Annotated in this window: 2 protein-coding genes; both read left to right on the top strand. The window is 59.0% G+C overall.

Features of this window, described 5'->3' with window-relative positions; all coding sequences use genetic code 11:
- Positions 1-419 precede the first annotated feature (419 nt).
- Positions 420-752 (top strand): IS66-like element accessory protein TnpA, encoded by a 333-nt coding sequence (gene tnpA, locus C4K88_RS18155; protein ID WP_206604401.1) that lies wholly within the window; start codon positions 420-422, stop codon positions 750-752.
- Positions 749-1086: IS66 family insertion sequence element accessory protein TnpB (tnpB, locus tag C4K88_RS18160; RefSeq protein WP_146065751.1), on the top strand; the 338-nt coding region annotated here is incomplete at its 3' end. The genes tnpA and tnpB, both read left to right, overlap by 4 nt.

Below are 1086 nucleotides of genomic sequence, written 5' to 3' on the forward strand. Positions count from 1 at the left end.
TGCGGCTTCGCCGCACCAACCACCGCGATTACTCGGGCTAAAGCGGTTTCGGTACCGGCGCGCATGTCCATCGGCTCGGTGGCCAGCCAGATCGCATCGATGCGGATCATTGAGAGACAGCCCGGATAAATTGCGCGCAGCCCTCAGGATCTGAGGTTGGCCATTTCACCGTGATCACTTGCCCGGCCATGGGCAACTCGATGATTACTGACGCTTCGGCTGGCCGTTTAGGTGCGGCCTTAAGCGGGACGAAGGCTGGTAGTGAAGTCGCTGCGGGCTGATTTCGATAGAGCGGCATCCATTTGCGGATGACATTGGTATCCGTCCGGCCAACACATCTTCCTGACGCAACCGCCGAAGGCCATGGTGTCCACCTAATTTAAGTGGACACCATTTCTGGCCCATCAAGCGGATTTCCCATGCACCCTCAGCGCCGAACCTACAGCAAATCTTTCAAAGCCCAGGTCATCCAGGAATGTTCCGAGCCCGGCGCCTCCATCGCAAACATCGCCTTGGGCCACAGCCTCAATGCTAACCTCGTCCATAAATGGATTCGGCTGCACAATCAAAAAGCCGTGGCGCTTAAGCCTGCGTTCATCCCGCTGCATCCTCAGATGCTCGGCGCTGGATCGCAGGCTCAGCCCTCCAGTATTTGCCTTGAAATCCAGCACCCGCGCACGCCCGTCAACATGACTTGGCCAGTGGACAGCGCAGCCGCCTGCGCAAGTTTTCTTCGAGAGCTGTTGCGATGATCCGCATCGATACCATCTGGCTCGCCACCGAGCCGATGGATATGCGCGCTGGCACCGACACCGCCATGGCCCGCGTGATTTCAGTGTTCGGTGCGGCGCAGCCGCACTGTGCTTATCTTTTCGCCAACCGCCGCGCCACCCGCATGAAAGTCCTGGTGCACGACGGGTTGGGCATCTGGTTGGCGGCACGTCGGCTCCATCAAGGCAAATTCGCTTGGCCTGGCATGCGCCACGGCTCACAAATGGAGCTGAGTACCGAACAGCTACACGCCTTGATACTGGGCTTGCCATGGCACAGAGTTGGCCCCGGTAACGTCATCTGCATTCTCTACGC

The organism is Arthrobacter pityocampae, from assembly GCF_002927275.1.
Taxonomy (GTDB): domain Bacteria; phylum Actinomycetota; class Actinomycetes; order Actinomycetales; family Micrococcaceae; genus Arthrobacter_D; species Arthrobacter_D pityocampae.

Excerpts from the sequence above, each read along its gene's own strand:
- tnpA (WP_206604401.1), top strand. The coding sequence starts at position 420 with ATGCACCCTCAGCGCCGAACCTACAGCAAATCTTTCAAAGCCCAGGTC.